The organism is Castellaniella sp. (assembly GCF_034007085.1).
GTDB lineage: Bacteria > Pseudomonadota > Gammaproteobacteria > Burkholderiales > Burkholderiaceae_B > Castellaniella.
In genome coordinates this window covers 1-15,563 of the sequence record NZ_JAVERO010000009.1, presented here as the reverse complement: position 1 = coordinate 15,563, position 15,563 = coordinate 1, and the positions used below count along the sequence as shown (strand labels likewise).

Genomic DNA, 15,563 nt, shown 5'->3' with positions numbered 1-15,563 from the left:
CTCAGGGTTCCGTGCGCGGCTGGTGCGCGCCGATGCTCATCAACAGGCCGCAGGCCACACCCAACGTCATCAAGGCCGTGCCGCCGTAACTCATGAAAGGCAGCGGCACCCCCACCACCGGCAGTACGCCGGTCACCATGCCAACGTTCACGAACACATAGACGAACATCATCATCGACATGGCCCCGGCCAGCAGCCGCCCGAACTGGGTCGGCGCGCGCACGGTGATGGTCAGGCCGCGCAGCACCATCAGCATGTACAGCACCAGCAGCATCACCCCGCCATACAGGCCGAATTCCTCGGCGAACACGGCAAAGATGAAATCCGTGGTCCGTTCCGGGATGAAATCCAGGTGCGTCTGGGTCCCCTGCATGTAGCCCTTGCCGTACAGGCCGCCCGACCCCACGGCGATCATGGACTGAATGGTGTGAAAGCCCTTGCCCAGCGGGTCGGAACCGGGATTGAGCAGGACGCAGACACGGTATTTCTGGTAGTCGTGCAGCACCACCCAATCCACTTCCGGCTGGCAGATCTGGTCTTCGTAGGCCACCAGCGTCCCCAGCGCCAGCGTCACGACCAGCACCACTGGAATCAGCAACTTGAACGACAGACCGGCGAAATAGATCACGCAAAACCCCGAAGCCAGCACCAGCAATGCCGTGCCCAGGTCCGGCTGCTCGATGATGAACCCCGCCGGCACCACCAGCAGCACGCCTGCCACCAGGAAATCCAGGATGCGGAAACGGTTTGCCGACTGGCGCTGAAAGTACCAGGCCAGCATCATGGGCACGGCGATCTTCATCATTTCAGAGGGCTGGATGCGCGCGATGCCCAGATCCAGCCAGCGGGTCGCCCCCTTGCTGGTTTCCCCGAACAGCATGACCGCGACCAGCAGCCCCACGCCCAGCGCATAGAACAGCGGCGCCGAACGCATGATCCAGGCCGGGCGCAGCAGCGCGACAGCCCACATGGCCGCGAACGCCAGCAGGAAATTGCGCATCTGATCGGCGAAACGCCAGTCGGTATTGCCCACTGCGGAATGCATGGTCGCCATGCCGACCAGCGCCATGATGACCAGCAGGATCAGCAACGGCCAGTCCAGGACGGCGAACAAGCGGCGCGCCGCCTGCACAATCAGCTTCATGGGTTTTCCTCCAGGGCGCCGTCCTCGGGTGCCGAGCTGGCATCGGGCAGCGGCGCCGGCTCGGGCGGGGCGGCATCGTCAGGCGCTGGCTGCGCATCAACCTCGACCGAGGCGGCCGGTGCCGGACCGGCCTGCGCAGCCAGCGCTTCTTGTTCCACCCTCAGGCGCGTGCGGCGCTGCGCCACGCGGGCCGGGTCCAGCCAGTAGTCAAACACCGTGCGGGCAATCGGTGCCGCCACCGACGCCCCCCAGCCACCGTTTTCCACGATCAGGGCCACCGCGATCTGCGGATCCTCGACTGGCGCGTAGGCCATGAACAGCGCATGATCGCGCAGGCGTTCGTCAACCGCATGCGCCCGGTACTTGGCACCGCGCAGACTGTAGACCTGCGCCGTGCCCGTCTTGCCGGCCGCCTGATAGGCTGCGCCCTCGAAAGCGCGCCGCGCCGTGCCCTTGCGCACGACATCCACCATGGCTTCGCGGATCACGCGCAGATTGTCCGGCTTCAGGCCAATGGTGTATTGCGGCCCGCTGACCGGAAAGCTGAACCGCCCGGTCAGCGGATCGATGATCCGGCGCACCAGATGCGGCTTCATGTAGACACCGTCGTTGGCCAGCACGGACGTGGCCTGCGCCAGCTGCAGCAAGGTGAACGCGTTGTAGCCCTGGCCCACGGCGACCGACACGGTCTCGCCCTGGTACCAGTGCTGCTGTTCTGCTTTTTTGTACGCCTTGCGCTTCCAGTCGCGCGAAGGCAGCACGCCTCGGCGCTCGCCATCCAGATCGATCCCGGTGATCTGGCCAAAGCCGAACTGCTTGGAAAAATCATGCAGGGCGTCCACATCCATCTGCGCGCCCAGCGAAAAGAAATAGGTGTCGGATGACACCACGATCGCCCGGTGCATGTCGGTCGGCCCGTACACGGCACCGCCGGCATTGCGGAATTTCTGTCCGGCCAGTTCGAAATAGCCGGGGTCGGGGATCAGGTCCCTGGGCGAACGCAACCCCATTTCCAGGGCCGCCAGCCCCACGAAAGGCTTGTAGGTCGAACCGATGGGATACGTGCCATACAGGGGCCGGTTGATGAGCGGATGATCAGGCGATTCATTCAACCGGCGCCAGTTCTCCACATCGATGCCGTCCACGAACAGGTTCGGGTCGAAAGAAGGCGAAGACACGAAAGCCAGGATTTCTCCCGTATGCGGCTGAATGGCGACCAGCGCGCCGCGCCGGCCCTCGAACTGGGCCTCGGCCAGGCGCTGCAGCCCGATGTCCAGGGACAGTTCCAGGTTGGAACCGGGCACTGGATCGGTGCGATTGAGCACACGCACCGGCCGCCCGCCCGCCGTGACTTCGAGTTCTTCGACCCCGGTGCGGCCATGCAAGGTCTTTTCCCAGGTTTTCTCGATGCCCTTCTTGCCGATGACCAGCGTACCCCGGTAGTTGCCCAGCTGGCCGGTGTCTTCCAGGGCCTGCTGATCTTCTTCGGAAATCCGGCCGACGAAACCCAGCACATGAGCGGCCGACTCATGCATGGGATAGGACCGCACCCAGCGGGCCTCCAGGTTGATGCCGGGAAAGCGGTAGGCATGGACCGCAAACCAGGACGCCTCGATGTCGTTCAGGTTGTTGCGCAGCAGGATTGGCGTGTAGCGACCGCTCTGCTGGTACAGGCGCAGGAATTTGCGCCGGTCGCCTTCGCTCAGGTAGACCAGTTCGCCCAGTTGATCCAGCACGCGGTCGATGTCCCCGCGAATCTGGGCGCGAGTCACCGTCAGTGTGTAGTCGCGCTGGTTCTGCACCAGAACCGCGCCATTGCGATCGGCAATCTGGCCACGCCGGGGCGGCACGGGCACGATGGTGATGCGATTCTGTTCGGCACGTGCCGCCAGGGTGTCATAGCGCACGACCTGCAGATACCACAGGCGCCCGGCCAGCAGCAGCAGACACACCAGGGCAAACACCCCCGCGACCCAGGCGCGCAGCAGCACGGTCTGCCGCTGGCGCTGGCCGGTCTTGCGGAATTCGAACATGGCGGCCCTAGGGCCCCGCGCCGTCGCCGCCCTGGCGGCGCGGATGCAGGGACATGAGGATCTCGGGCAGGGGCCACAGCACGCCCGTAAACAGCGCCGACCACAGCCATTCCCAACCTTCCCAGGCCCCGTTCAGCCACGCGCCCAGCAGGTTGGACAGCATGCAGGCCACCACCAGCACGGGCAGCACCTGCACTGTCTGCCACCAGGCGTTGAAATGCCGCAGCCGGTGGCTCAACCACAGGACGCCATAGGCAGCCAACACGTAACACAGCGCATGCAGGCCCAGCAACCCGGCATCCTGGACGTCCATCAACAGGCCGAACACAAAAGCGGTCGTCAGCCCGACCCGGGCGGGCGCATTCAGGCACCAGTAGAGCAGCGCCAGCAGCAGCACATCGGGCGTCGGCTGCCACAGCCGCCAGGGCAGCAGGGATGCCAGCCACACCAGGATCAACGACCCCCACACCAGCCATCCCGGGGCGGCGCCCTGGAATGCGCCCGTATCCACCGGCTGCAGCTTCAGCAGCGAAGCCCCCCCCGGGCGTCTATTGTTGGTCGAGGGCATGTTCGATCTCCTCGGGCCGGGGTACATCGGCCACATCCACGCGCAAGACCAAGAAATGACGGTAGCGCTCGGGGTGCGACAAAGGCTCGGCAATCGCCATGGCAAAGCCGGACCCTGGATCGCGTTCGACTCGTTCCACGCGCCCGACTGGCAGGCCGGCGGGAAACAACCCACCGATGCCGCTGGTCACCAGCACATCGCCGGTGCGCACGTCCACACTGGTCGACAGATAGCGGACTTCGAGCTTGCCGACCTCATTGCTGCCAAACGCGATCAGCCGCAGGCCATTGCGCAGCACCTGGACGGGAATGGACACCTGGTCGTCGATCAGCAGGGCGGCCTCGGAGGTAAACGGCGTGACGCGCACGATCTGGCCCACGACCCCGCCCTCGTCGATCACCGGCATGCCCGGGGCGATGCCCGCCTGCGAGCCCTTGTTGAACACCAGGCGATGATTGAAGGCATTGGGCGGCACATAAAAGACTTCGACCGCCACGGACTGCTGCGCGGCCGATTCGGCCACATTGAGCAAGCGGCGCAACTGCTCGTTTTCTGTAGCCAACTGGGCGGCATGCGTCGACAGCTGGGCCATTTCGATGCGCTGGCGGCGCAGGGCGTCCTGTTCGTCGCGCGCCAGCGCAGCCGCATGCGACCAGCGGTCGAAATATTCCAGCGCATCGCGTGGCGCCAGCACGATGCGCTGGAAAGGATACAGCACCGTGGCCAGCGCACTGCGCACTGGCCCCAGCACAGGCCAGTGCGCATCGGTGACGATCAACCCGAGGCACAGAACCAGCAGCAGGACCAGCCGGACTTCGATGCTGGGGCCGCGCTTGAAGAGTCTCAGGGTTCCCGGTTCACGCATGACGAGGAACGCCGGACTGCGGGTCAGTCGTAGATGAACACACCGCCCAGGCGTTCGAGATGTTCGAGCGCCTCGCCGCAGCCGCGCACCACGCAGGTGAGCGGGTCTTCGGCGACCACCACGGGCAGGCCGGTTTCTTCCTGGAGCAGGCGATCCAGATCGTGCAGCAGCGCGCCGCCCCCCGTCAGGGCGATACCCTTGTCGGTGATGTCGGCGCCCAGTTCGGGCGGGGTCTGTTCCAGGGCCGTCTTCACCGCCGACACGATCTGATTGAGCGGATCGGTCAGGGATTCCAGGATTTCGTTGGAAGACACCGTGAAACTGCGCGGTACGCCTTCGGACAGATTGCGCCCCTTGACCTCGATTTCGCGGATTTCAGAACCCGGGAAGGCCGAGCCGATTTCCTTTTTGATCAATTCGGCGGTGGGCTCGCCGATCAACATGCCGTAGTTGCGGCGAATGTAGTTGATGATGGCCTCGTCGAATTTGTCGCCACCGACACGCACCGAGCCTTTGTAGACCATGCCGCCCAGGGAAATCACGGCGACTTCGGTGGTGCCGCCACCGATATCCACCACCATCGAACCGCTGGCGTCGGACACGGCCAGGCCCGCGCCGATCGCGGCCGCCATGGGTTCTTCGATCAGATAGACCTGGCTGGCGCCCGCGCCCAGGGCCGACTCGCGGATGGCGCGGCGTTCGACCTGGGTGGACCCGCAGGGCACGCAGACGATGATACGGGGGCTGGGGGCCAGCATGCTGCGCGGATGCACCATGCGGATGAACTGCTTGAGCATCTGCTCGGTCACGGTGAAATCGGCGATCACGCCGTCTTTCATGGGCCGGATGGCTTCGATGTTGCCAGGTACCCGACCCAGCATCTGCTTGGCCTCGTGGCCGACGGCCTGGATGATTTTCTTGCCATTGGGACCGCCGTCATGGCGGATGGCGACGACCGAGGGTTCATCGAGCACGATGCCCTTGCCGCGGACATAGATCAGCGTATTCGCCGTGCCGAGGTCGATCGCCATGTCGCTGGAAAAGTAGCTGCGTAGGAATCCGAACATGGGCGCACTATTAAAATGGTGGGGGGGTGTCTGATGGATCCGCGCGAGCGTGCCGACTGATTACTGGGCAAAGACCGCCAGAACAAAGGTGCAGGCCGGGCAAACCGCATGGAATCAGCAATGATAACTTATAATCCCCTGGTGTTAGACCTGGATCAAAGGGGAATGTTTTGCAAAATTCCCCATTTTCACGGTCCCGGTCACATCCACACACACTCAACCTGGCTGCCCCGGCGGCGGCCCCCTCCGGCACGACGACATGGCACTCACCGAACAGGACATTGCCCGGCTGGCACGGCTCTCGGGCCTGCGGCTGGATTCCAGCGATCAGACCCGCGCCCGCCAGGAACTGGACCGCATCCTGGGCCTGATCGAAGAATTGCAGGCCGTGGACACGGCCGGCGTCGAACCCATGGCCCACCCGCTGGCCGCCCACCAGGACATCACCCTGCGCCTGTGCGACGACACCCCCGAACCGCCGCAAACCTGTGAACAACGCGATGCCGGCATGGCCAACGCCCCGGCACCCCACCAAGGCCTGTTCCTGGTCCCCACCGTCATCGAGTGATGCCATGACCCAGCTTTCAGAATTCCGCAGCATCCAGGCGTTGGGCGAAGCCCTGCGCGCCCGGCGCGTCAGCGCCTTTGAGCTGGCCACCGATGCGCTGCGCGCAGCGCGCGCCTATGCCGACCCCAATGTCTTTCTGCACATCGACGACGAACTGACCCTGGAACAGGCGCGCGCGGCCGACCAGGCATTGGCCAGCGGCACGGCCGGACCGCTCACCGGCATCCCCGTCGCCCACAAAGACCTGTTCGTGACACGCGGCTGGCGCACCACGGCCGCCAGCCGGATGCTGGCCAACTACGTCAGCCCCTTCGACGCCGCCGTCGTCGATCACTGGCGCGAGGCCGGCACCGTGTCGCTGGGCAAGCTCAGCTGCGATGAATTCGCCATGGGTTCTGGCAACGAAAATGCCGCCAAGGGCCCGGTACGCAACCCTTGGGACCCGGAACGCATCCCAGGCGGATCGTCCGGCGGTTCTGCCGCCGCCGTGGCTGCCGGTCTGGTGCTGGGCGCCTCCGGCACGGATACCGGCGGATCGGTGCGTCAGCCTGCCGCCCTGTGCGGGGTCAGCGGCATCAAGCCCACCTATGGCACGGTTTCGCGCTACGGCATCATCGCCTATGCCTCCAGCCTGGACCAGGCTGGCGCCCTGGCACGCAGCGCCCGCGATCTGGTGCCGCTGCTCGATCGCATGAGCGGCTTCGACCCCCGCGACTCGACCAGCCTGGAAACCTGCGACGGCGCAGCCAACACCGCTGGCCGCGTCCAGGCGGCATTCGACGCGGCCCAGGCGGGCTTTCAGGCAGGCGGCGAACGCCCGCTGGCGGGGCTGCGCATCGGTGTGCCGCGCGAATTCTTCAACGAGGGGCTGTCTGCAGAGGTCGGCGCCGCCGTGGAATCCGCCTTGCAGGTCTTCGAATCCCTGGGTGCGGCCCGCGTCGATGTGTCCCTGCCGCACACACGCCTGGCGATCCCGGCCTACTACGTGATCGCCCCGGCCGAGGCCTCCAGCAACCTGTCGCGCTACGACGGGGTGCGCTACGGCCACCGCGCAGCCGAATACAGCGACCTGGCCGACATGACCAGCCGATCCCGCTCCGAAGGTTTCGGCGACGAGGTCCGCCGCCGCATCCTGGTCGGGACCTACGTCCTGTCGCACGGCTATTACGATGCCTATTACCTGCAGGCGCAGCGCGTACGGCGCATGATCGCCGAGGACTTCCAGCGCGTGCTGACCAGCGAATGTGATGTGATCATGGGGCCGGTCACGCCAACCGTGGCCCGCCGTATCGGCGACAACCGCCAGGACCCGATCGCCGACTGGCTGGGCGACATCTACACGCTGGGCGTCAGCCTGGCGGGCCTGCCGGGCATGTCCATCCCCTGCGGCTTTGGCGGCGAATCGGGCCGCCTGCCCATCGGGCTGCAACTCATCGGCCGCTATTTTGACGAAGGCCGCCTGCTGGCCCTGGCCGACCGCTACCAGCAGGCCACCGACTGGCATCAACGCATTCCGGGACACGCATAATGGATTGGGAAATCGTCATCGGGCTGGAAACCCACGCCCAGCTCTCCACGCGGTCAAAAATCTTTTCCCGCAGCAGCACGCGCTTCGGCGCCGAACCCAACACCCAGGCCAACGCGGTGGACATGGCCCTGCCCGGTTCGCTGCCAGCCATGAACCGGGGCGCGGTGGAACGCGCGATCCAGTTCGGCCTGGCGATCGGCGCCCAGGTGGCCGAACGATCCGTGTTCGCACGCAAGAACTATTTCTATCCCGATCTGCCCAAGAACTACCAGATCAGCCAATTCGAACTGCCGATCGTGGTGGGCGGCAAGCTGTCCTTTTTCGTCGGCGAACAGGAACACACCGTGAACCTGACGCGCGCCCACCTGGAAGAGGACGCGGGCAAATCGCTGCATGAACACTTCACGGGGCCGCACGGGGAATCATCCAGCGGCATCGACCTGAACCGCGCCGGCACGCCCCTGCTGGAAATCGTGACCGAACCGGACATGCGCTCGGCAGCCGAAGCCGTGGCCTATGCACGCGCGCTGCACGGGCTGGTGGTGTGGCTGGGCATCTGCGACGGCAATATGCAAGAAGGTTCGTTTCGCTGCGACGCCAACGTCTCGGTGCGTCCGCGCGGCCAGACTGAATTCGGCACGCGCTGCGAGATCAAGAACCTGAATTCCTTCCGCTTCCTGGAACGCGCGATCCAGTACGAGGCCCGCCGCCAGATCGAACTGATCGAGGACGGCGGCAAGGTCGTTCAGGAAACACGCCTGTACGATGCCGACCGCGATGAAACCCGCAGCATGCGGACCAAGGAAGATTCCGACGATTACCGCTATTTCCCCGACCCCGACCTGCCGCCGCTGGTGGTGTCGCCGCAATGGGTGGAACAGGTGCGCGCGGCCATGCCGGAATTGCCGGCAGCCAAGCGCGCGCGCTTCGAAGCGGACCTGGGGCTGTCGGCCTACGACGCGGCCCAGCTGACGCTGCACCGCGCAACCGCCGACTATTTCGAGGCCGTGGCGGCCGCACTGCCGGCCGGTCAGGCGAAGCAGGCGGCGAACTGGATTCTGGGCGAACTGTCGGCGGCGCTGAATCGTGATGATCTGGACATCAGTGCATCGCCGGTTTCTCCGCAACGGCTGGCAGCGCTGATCGCCCGCATCGTGGACGGCACGATTTCGACGAAAATCGCGCGCGATGTGTTCGCGGCGATGTGGGCGGGCGAATCGAACGGCGACCCGGATGCGATCATCGAAGCGCGGGGCCTGCGCCAGATCAGCGACGCCGGGGCCATCGAGGCAATGATCGATGCCGTGCTGGCGGCGCATCCGGCGATCGTGGATGAGTTCCGGGCAGGTAAGCAGAAAGCCTTCAATTCGCTGGTGGGCCAGGTGATGAAGGCGGCCAAGGGCAAGGCGAATCCGCAGCAGGTCAATGAGATCCTGACGCGGAAGCTGAATTCATAACTGACATCTCGGCCGGCGTGCGCCCCCGCTCGGCGCGCTGTTCGAGCCCGCCGGACAGCGTGGCCTCAGCGGGGAGGCAAGCGAGCCACCGTTCAAGCGGGGCGCTTGTGCTCAGTCCGGGGGACTGAGCACCCCGCGCGTTTGGCGAGCGCCCCGATGAGGTCATGATGCCCGGGCAGTCCCGGCAAAGCCGGGACCGGGCGAGCTACGCGCCGAGCGGGAGCGCACGCCGTCCCGACGCAACGGTTGATCGAGCATCAAGGCCCAGGCCGGCTAAAGAACTCAACCCAGAATCTCACTGAACCCCATAGCGCGCCCGGTACGCCGACACGGCATCGCGGTGCCTGGCCAGGGTCGCGTCGTCTTCCAGCAAGGCCATGATATCGACCAGCGAAGCGATGCTGACCACGGGGATGCCGTAGGTCTGCTCGACGTCCTGGACAGCGGAATGTGCGGACAGCGCGTCGTCCGCGCCGGCGCGTTCCATGCGGTCCAGCGCAATCAGCACGGCAGCCGGCTGGGCGCCCGCAGCGCGGATCAGAGCGACCGATTCGCGCACGGACGTGCCCGCCGTGATCACATCGTCGATGATCACCACGCGGCCTTGCAGCGGCGCGCCGATCAGCGTGCCGCCTTCGCCGTGGTCCTTGGCTTCCTTGCGGTTGAAGGCGAATGGAACCGGATGGCCGGCGCGCGCGGGGTGATTCGACAGGGCGATCGCGGTGGTGGTGGCCAGCGGGATGCCCTTATACGCCGGGCCGAACAGCATGTCGAACCCCAGCCCGGCATCCATCAGGGCCTGGGCGTAGAACTGGCCCAGGCGGCCGACGCAGGCGCCGTCGTTGAACAGGCCCGCATTGAAGAAATAGGGACTCAGGCGGCCGGACTTGGTCTTGAATTCGCCAAACCGCAGCACCCCTTGTTCCAGGGCAAAACGAACGAAGGCTGGGGCGTGGGAACCAGGCATGGCGAATGATCTCTGTGCGTGAAAGGCGACATTATCGGATATTTGGGCCGGATGCCGCACGCCACGTTCTTGCCGCACCCGGCGACTCAGGCAATCTGGGCGATTCTCCACACGCTGGTCGCAAGGGCTGCAAGTCGTTTCTGCCTGGCATTCAAGCGCTCGGGAATCCAATCGGCATTTTCTTCCGCCAACCGTTTCGTCAAGAGCATATTGCTTCGCAGCAGCACCGGACGCTTGTCGGCATAGGGCTGGTTGCCGATCGCCCGGTTCATGCCAGTCTCCAGCATCACCATATTGGCCAGCCGATAGACGAAGAGATCCAGATCGCGGTCATTGAAGGCTTCCCAGCCAGCTTCGGGCGATTGGGGCAAGACATGCTCGATGGTGTAAGCGGGAGAATCGGCATCGAAATCAATCCCCCCCGCTTGTCTTTCCAGGCTGCACAAGATATACCGCACGATCTTGGCATTACGACTTTGGGTGGTCTTGATGCTTTTTTCAGTGAAGTCGGTCTTGAACGCATCATCGCCCGGATAGACCTGCTTCAAGGTGTCCAGCACCTGCTCGAACGTCGTGGCTTCCCGGCCGTGCAAGCGCATGGCCGCCGCATGATAGACGCGTTCCTGTTCGCCGGTATGCTGGGCGCCGATGACGTTGTAGCGAAAGGCAATGACAACCGTAGCGCGCAGCAAATCACCAAAATCGGCATTCGACAGGTTCCGCTTGGCGGCCAGCAGCATCGGATAGGGCTGCCGTACAGAGAACATGCGCAGTTCCTGTGCGCTTTGTTTCCATGCGAGCGACCAAGACGAGCCATCGGGCTGGGTCAGCGCCAAATAAGTGTCGATATCCTCATCCATTTCCCTGAGCAAATCGAACACGACTTCGCGAGTCTGGACGCTGTTGCGGATGACCTTGAACAGTTCGGTCTGCCGTGCGAACCCCTTGCGGCTGTTCCAATGCATGCGCAAGAAATCAGGAAAGCTTTCACCGCCGAGACGACCCACCATGCCTTCCCAACGGCGCTCGAGTTCATCCATTTCATGCGCGGCCTGATCGCCACGCGCAAGCACGGAAAACAGGTAGTTCTTGAGCAGATCCGTCGCCGAAAGACGCACGCCACGCGCATTGAGCGTCTCGAAAACCTTATAGGCGTTGAGTTGATCGGCAACGGTAATGACCGTGAAGAACAATTTGTCGCTAAGCGTTTCAACGAATTGAGCCAGGGCCATGCCCGGATCTCCCGCATTTTTCACCTGTTCGCGCAAACGGCGTTCGAACCACTCGAATGCCTTGCGCATGGCATGGGTGGAGGCGGGGAAACCTCGCTGAGGCAAATGATCTGCCAGCGTCACGAGATAGTCTCGATAGTAGCTGTCGTTGTTGCGGTTGAGCGAGAGCTTGTTGCGGGTCGTCAGGGTCACGGGATCGAGATAACCCACATAGGTGGCGCGCAACTGATCCAGGCGCCTGCGGTTTTCATCGGGCGCTTTCCCTTCGTCGGCGAATCGATTGAGCAGTCGCATGGACGCCAGCACGATCAGGCTGATCGTCGTGAGCCTCTGCTGACCATCAATCACCTCGTAAATGCGATTGTCGTCTGTTTGCAGCACCAGATAGCCCATGTAGTGCGCTGGCTCTCCATCGGCAGGCAAGGTGCTCTGAATATCAACCCACAAGTCTTCCCACTCTTCTTCGCCCCAGGAGTAGTCCCGCTGAAAACGGGGGATGCGGTAGGTCAGGCCATTGCCAAGCAACTGGCGATAGGTGCGGTTTTCCGTATTGAAATTGGCAGCCGCCACTTCAACCTCCTGGCTTGGGGAGAGCCACTCGACAGGCCGGGACCGGCCTGCCTGCACATGACAGACGACAATCTTTGATTCTAACCGGAAGGACCGGGTAATCTGTGTTCGATTGAACCGGGTGGGTTAAAGTTCAGGCTTGCAATGACCCACCGGACCCTCACGTGCTGCGCATCACTTCCCTGAACGTCAACGGCATCCGCTCGGCCTTTCGCAAGGGACTGGCCGACTGGCTGGCCGAAGCCCGCCCCGACATCGTCTGCCTGCAGGAAATCAAGATCCAGGACAGCGACCTGGCCGACGACCTGCGTCACCCAGATGGCCTGACCGGACATTTTCACCATGCCGAAAAGAAAGGCTACAGCGGCGTGGGACTGTACCTGCGCCGCCCGGCCGAGGCTGTGACCGAGGGCATGGGCTGCCCAGAATTCGACGCCGAAGGCCGCATCCTGCGCGCCGACTGGCCCGGCCTGAGCGTCATCAGCGCCTACCTGCCCTCGGGGTCCAGCGGCGACGAACGCCAGGCAGCCAAATACCGCTTTCTGGACCATTTCGAGACCTGGATGGACGGACTGATGCGGGAACACCGCGACAGCGGCCGCGAATTCATCATCTGCGGCGATTGGAACATCGCCCACCAGGAAATCGACCTGAAAAACTGGAAAGGCAACCTGAAAAACAGCGGCTTCCTGCCCGAAGAACGCGCCTGGCTGAGCAAGGTCTTCGACGAACACGGCTGGGTGGACGTCTACCGCCGCCTGCACCCGGACGCCACCGGCGAGGCCTACACCTGGTGGAGCAACCGCGGCCAGGCCTGGGCCAAGAACGTCGGCTGGCGCATCGACTACCACATCGCCACCCCCGGCATCGCCGCCCGCGCACGCACCGCCGCCATCCATCGCGAACCCAGATTCAGCGACCACGCGCCGCTGACCATCGATTACGACTGGGCATGAAAACCCAGCCTAAAGAAAGTACACTGGATGCCGTAGAAACAAGCGGATCCGTTTTTGACTGATCGCGTCCCCGCGTGAAAATCGCGCCTTTCCCAGGAGCCACCCATGTCCGATTCCATCGAAGGCACCGTCGCCGCAGCAACCGGCCTGCAGAACTGGGCCATGATGCAGGAAAAAGACAATCTGCTGCTGCGCAAGGTCCTGGACGGCCAGGCCAACACCATCCTCAGCCTGGTCAATTCGGTGCCCAGCACCCCGCAACTGGCGACCAGCGGCATGGTGGGCACGCTGCTGCATGTGACCGCCTGACACAACTGATTGTTCTCCGTGGATTGGGGCCTGGGTTTCCAGGCCCTTTTTCATGGACATGCCTTTGCCGCCACACTTGCCGGAAAGCTGGCTTGATACACTTGGGCCTACGGCTCATCCGCCAAACAACGAGTATCCGCCAAACAACGAGTGCGCAAACAGGTACGCAGTCAACAAGACCAACTGGCGCCCCGTAGAGGTCCGCGTACCCTCCCGGACAATCTGCCCCCCCGCAGACACCACGATAAGGAAACCCATGAACCCGATTCCCAATTGCCCCCAGTGCAACTCCGAATACACCTATGCGGACGGCGACCACTTCGTCTGTCCTGAATGCGCGCACGAATGGCCCCAGGCCGCTGCGGTGGAAACCGAACCGGCGCGCGTGGTGCACGACGCCCATGGCAATGTGCTGCAGGACGGCGATACCGTCGTGGTGATCAAGGATCTGAAGGTGAAAGGGTCGTCCTCGGTGGTCAAGGTCGGCACCAAGGTCAAGAACATCCGCCTGGCCGACGGCGATCACGATATCGATTGCAAGATCGATGGCTTTGGATCAATGGGCTTGAAGTCGGAATTCGTGAAGAAGGCTTGAGGCTCAACCCCACCGCCAGATCGACGATCTTGCGCCCCGTTGGGGCCTGTTGGAGGGACGGGTAGCCGTAGGCCGAGGGCGCACGACCTGCGCCCGAGCCGTCCCGACCTGGCCCCGGCGGGGTACGAGGGCGTCGAGCGGTTAAGAACTCAAATCAAACGGTTCAAATCAAACGGTTCAAATCAAGCCGCAACCCGCCGCCCCGCCGTCCCTTTCCCCTGCTCCACCCGCGCATAATGCTGCGCCAGCACCGCGCACACCATCAGCTGAATCTGGTGGAAGATCATCAGCGGCAACAGCACCGGCCCGATGGCGCCTGCGCTGAACAGCACCCCGGCCATCGGCACACCCGTAGCCATGCTTTTCTTTGAGCCGCAGAACACGATCGTGATCTCGTCGGCCCGGTTGAAGCCCAGACGGCGCGCAGACCATGTATTCAGCGCCAGCACCAGCGCCAGCAAGGCGCTGCACGCCACCACCAGCCAGGCCAGCGATATCGGGTCTACCGTCTGCCACAACCCGCCGATGACCGACGCGCTGAAGGCCGTGTAGACCACCAACAGGATCGAACTCTGATCCACACTGGTGATCAGCTTGCGATGCGCGTCCATCCAGGGACCAATTACCGGGCGCATCAAATGGCCGACGACAAAGGGCAGAAAGATCTGCACGCTGATGCGGCCAATCGCCTGCAGCAGCGAACTGCCCCCCAGGGCCGATGTATCGGCCCCCAGGAACCATTGCAGCAGCAGGGGCGTGATGACGATGCCGACGATGCTGGACGCCGAAGCGGCGCAGACGGCAGCGGGCACATTGCCACGTGCGATCGAGGTAAAGGCGATGGCCGACTGGACCGTGCCGGGCAGGACCGTCAGGTAGACCATACCGATGTAGAGCGGTTCACCCAGCAGGGGCAGAAGAACCGGCCGAAGCACCCACCCCAGGATGGGGAAAATCACGAATGTCCAGATGAAGATCACGCCGTGCAGCCGCCAGTGCATGGCCCCTGCGATGATGGCCTCGCGAGAAAGCTTGGCCCCATGCAGAAAGAACAGCAGGGCAATTGCCGCTGCCGTGAGCCATTCGAAGAACACCGCGCCCTGACCATGCGCCGGCAGGACCGTGGCGGCCACGACGACCGCAATCAGGATCAGGGTGAAACGATCGAACAGCAGACGTAATTTTGACATCATGGAAGTGGGTGCTCCGGCGGTCCGGGGCTCTCGAAACACAGGTTAAACTGAGATGAAAGCTATGTTTGGCGGTAAACAGCTATGAAACATTCGCGAACGGACACAAAACTCAGCGCCAAGTGCCCTGCCGGGATCACCCAGACCGCCCCCGTGCGGCGCGGCGGCCTGCGCCGCCTGCCCCGCCCCGTGTACGGCCACATCGACAGCCAATCGAACATTCTGATCCCCCGGCGTCACAAGCACACCTGGGCGCAGCTGTCCTATGCCACCCAGGGCTACCTGCAAGTCTGGACGCCGAATGCCCGTTTCATCGCCCTGGCGCAGCGGGCGGTCTGGATCCCCGCTGGGGTGACGCATCAAGTGGTCCGGCAATCCCCCCATACCGTCATCCGCAGCCTGTACCTGGATGCCGGCTCGCTGGGCCTGGATTGGCCCATCTGCCGGGTACTGGCCGTCAGCCCCCTGCTGCACGAACTGATCCGGCGCTTCAGCACCTTGCCCGTCGAATATG

At 63.8% G+C, this 15,563-nt stretch carries 15 protein-coding genes; 7 read left to right on the top strand and 8 right to left on the bottom strand.

Going from position 1 to position 15,563, the window contains the following annotated elements; all coding sequences use genetic code 11:
• Window position 1 precedes the first annotated feature (1 nt).
• Genes rodA through RBR29_RS01905 form a run of 5 tightly spaced genes read right to left on the bottom strand, consistent with a single transcriptional unit; the run spans window position 2 to window position 5,677 of the window.
• Window positions 2-1,144: a rod shape-determining protein RodA gene (gene rodA, locus RBR29_RS01925; protein ID WP_320346680.1), complete on the bottom strand. Its 1,143-nt coding sequence runs from the start codon at window positions 1,142-1,144 to the stop codon at window positions 2-4.
• The gene (gene mrdA / locus RBR29_RS01920) at window positions 1,141-3,177 is read right to left on the bottom strand and encodes a penicillin-binding protein 2 (protein ID WP_320346678.1); all 2,037 of its coding nucleotides are present in this window, start codon (window positions 3,175-3,177) and stop codon (window positions 1,141-1,143) included. Before mrdA ends, rodA begins: the two co-directional genes overlap by 4 nt.
• Before the next feature lie 7 nt (window positions 3,178-3,184).
• Entirely contained in the window at window positions 3,185-3,745 is a 561-nt protein-coding gene (gene mreD / locus RBR29_RS01915) for a rod shape-determining protein MreD (RefSeq protein ID WP_320346676.1), read from the bottom strand.
• Complete coding sequence (gene mreC / locus RBR29_RS01910; RefSeq protein ID WP_320346674.1) at window positions 3,726-4,610, bottom strand: rod shape-determining protein MreC; 885 nt, start codon at window positions 4,608-4,610, stop codon at window positions 3,726-3,728. Before mreC ends, mreD begins: the two co-directional genes overlap by 20 nt.
• A 23-nt stretch (window positions 4,611-4,633) precedes the next feature.
• On the bottom strand, window positions 4,634-5,677 hold the full coding sequence (locus RBR29_RS01905; RefSeq protein ID WP_320346672.1) for a rod shape-determining protein: 1,044 nt from the start codon (window positions 5,675-5,677) through the stop codon (window positions 4,634-4,636).
• 259 nt (window positions 5,678-5,936) lie between these two features.
• Between RBR29_RS01905 and gatC the strand changes: the two genes are divergently transcribed.
• The 3 genes from gatC to gatB are packed head-to-tail and all read left to right on the top strand — an operon-like array spanning window position 5,937 to window position 9,230.
• Window positions 5,937-6,245 carry an Asp-tRNA(Asn)/Glu-tRNA(Gln) amidotransferase subunit GatC gene (gatC, locus tag RBR29_RS01900; RefSeq protein WP_320346671.1) on the top strand — a complete coding sequence of 103 codons (309 nt, stop codon included), beginning with the start codon at window positions 5,937-5,939 and terminating at the stop codon, window positions 6,243-6,245.
• Window positions 6,246-6,249: 4 nt separating this feature from the next.
• Entirely contained in the window at window positions 6,250-7,773 is a 1,524-nt protein-coding gene (gene gatA, locus RBR29_RS01895) for an Asp-tRNA(Asn)/Glu-tRNA(Gln) amidotransferase subunit GatA (protein ID WP_320346669.1), read from the top strand.
• Complete coding sequence (gene gatB / locus RBR29_RS01890) at window positions 7,773-9,230, top strand: Asp-tRNA(Asn)/Glu-tRNA(Gln) amidotransferase subunit GatB (protein ID WP_320346667.1); 1,458 nt, start codon at window positions 7,773-7,775, stop codon at window positions 9,228-9,230. The genes gatA and gatB overlap by 1 nt, the downstream gene beginning before the upstream one ends.
• Window positions 9,231-9,525: 295 nt before the next feature.
• Here the strand turns inward: gatB and pyrE are convergent, their stop codons facing one another.
• Both pyrE and RBR29_RS01880 read right to left on the bottom strand, forming a co-directional pair.
• Complete coding sequence (gene pyrE / locus RBR29_RS01885) at window positions 9,526-10,197, bottom strand: orotate phosphoribosyltransferase (RefSeq protein ID WP_320346665.1); 672 nt, start codon at window positions 10,195-10,197, stop codon at window positions 9,526-9,528.
• An 86-nt stretch (window positions 10,198-10,283) separates the two neighbouring features.
• Window positions 10,284-11,999 carry a DUF262 domain-containing HNH endonuclease family protein gene (locus tag RBR29_RS01880; RefSeq protein ID WP_320346663.1) on the bottom strand — a complete coding sequence of 572 codons (1,716 nt, stop codon included), beginning with the start codon at window positions 11,997-11,999 and terminating at the stop codon, window positions 10,284-10,286.
• Window positions 12,000-12,163: 164 nt separating this feature from the next.
• On the opposite strand from RBR29_RS01880, the gene RBR29_RS01875 reads away from it, so the two are divergent.
• From RBR29_RS01875 to RBR29_RS01865, 3 genes are all read left to right on the top strand, one after another.
• Window positions 12,164-12,955, top strand: coding sequence for an exodeoxyribonuclease III (locus RBR29_RS01875; protein WP_320346661.1), 792 nt, complete (start codon window positions 12,164-12,166; stop codon window positions 12,953-12,955).
• A gap of 105 nt (window positions 12,956-13,060) precedes the next feature.
• Window positions 13,061-13,264, top strand: coding sequence for a hypothetical protein (locus tag RBR29_RS01870; protein ID WP_320346659.1), 204 nt, complete (start codon window positions 13,061-13,063; stop codon window positions 13,262-13,264).
• 256 nt (window positions 13,265-13,520) lie between these two features.
• Window positions 13,521-13,859: a zinc ribbon domain-containing protein YjdM gene (locus RBR29_RS01865; protein WP_320346657.1), complete on the top strand. Its 339-nt coding sequence runs from the start codon at window positions 13,521-13,523 to the stop codon at window positions 13,857-13,859.
• 182 nt (window positions 13,860-14,041) lie between these two features.
• Here the strand turns inward: RBR29_RS01865 and RBR29_RS01860 are convergent, their stop codons facing one another.
• Entirely contained in the window at window positions 14,042-15,049 is a 1,008-nt protein-coding gene (locus tag RBR29_RS01860; RefSeq protein ID WP_320346734.1) for a bile acid:sodium symporter family protein, read from the bottom strand.
• 84 nt (window positions 15,050-15,133) lie between these two features.
• On the opposite strand from RBR29_RS01860, the gene RBR29_RS01855 reads away from it, so the two are divergent.
• Window positions 15,134-15,563, top strand: a 430-nt coding sequence (locus RBR29_RS01855; RefSeq protein ID WP_320346655.1) for an AraC family ligand binding domain-containing protein, incomplete at its 3' end; no start/stop codon positions are given.